The sequence below is a fragment of the Phyllobacterium sp. P5_D12 genome (assembly GCF_054049495.1).
This window is the reverse complement of sequence record NZ_JBFUMG010001111.1, coordinates 1-675: the sequence shown is the minus strand read 5'-3', so window position 1 is coordinate 675 and position 675 is coordinate 1. Positions and strand designations below refer to the sequence as shown.

Below are 675 nucleotides of genomic sequence, written 5' to 3'. Positions count from 1 at the left end.
GTCGCCTACCATGTCATCGGGGAGACTATCGTTCGCTTCGAAGCCGGGACGATCGTGGTAAAGTACGTTTCCGTCACTTTCTCTGAAAGGCCTTGGCATCTGTCGGTCGACGGTCCAATCCCAGTAGGGCAAGGCAAAATCGAGCTTACCGGAAAGCTCCCGGCAGATGAGCTCAAACGAGTGCAGGTACGATCTATGCCACGGCAAAAAATACCAGTTATTGTGGGGGCAAAAGTTCTGATGAATTGCAGCTTGCTTCTGCCAGTTTCGCGGGTCGCTTTCTGGAAGCGCACGCATCGCGACGATCGCCGCGCGATATGCTTCCAGGTCGGGATCATTATCAAGCATTGCCCCGACAGAGCGTCGAATGACGTTATGATCTTGACTCGAGGCTTTTTCCGCCCGGCCAATCAACACCGATGCCACTCCTGCAGCGAGAATACTTCGTCGGGTAATCATCTTCGCCTCCTATCGTAAGTGGACCTACTGCGATATTGGCGCAACGATGTTCGCACGAAGCTCGCTGAGTGCGCCCTCACTGGGCTGGAACTTATGAAGGATTGCTTTTCCGTTCGCGGGGGGCGAGGTGGACGTAAAAGAGAAGCTGTAGGTTGTTCCCCAACGTACTGCGTTCGCTGTCGGCATCTCGGCGTAGGTTTTTGTGTACCACGCGAG

2 protein-coding genes are annotated in these 675 nt (G+C 54.5%); both read right to left on the bottom strand.

Features of this window, described 5'->3' with window-relative positions; all coding sequences use genetic code 11:
- The coding region (locus tag ACXJ5O_RS29000) for a tyrosinase family protein (protein WP_457302919.1) at window positions 1-459 on the bottom strand (459 nt) is incomplete at its 3' end.
- A gap of 24 nt (window positions 460-483) precedes the next feature.
- Window positions 484-675: hypothetical protein (locus tag ACXJ5O_RS28995; protein ID WP_457302918.1), on the bottom strand; the 192-nt coding region annotated here is incomplete at its 5' end.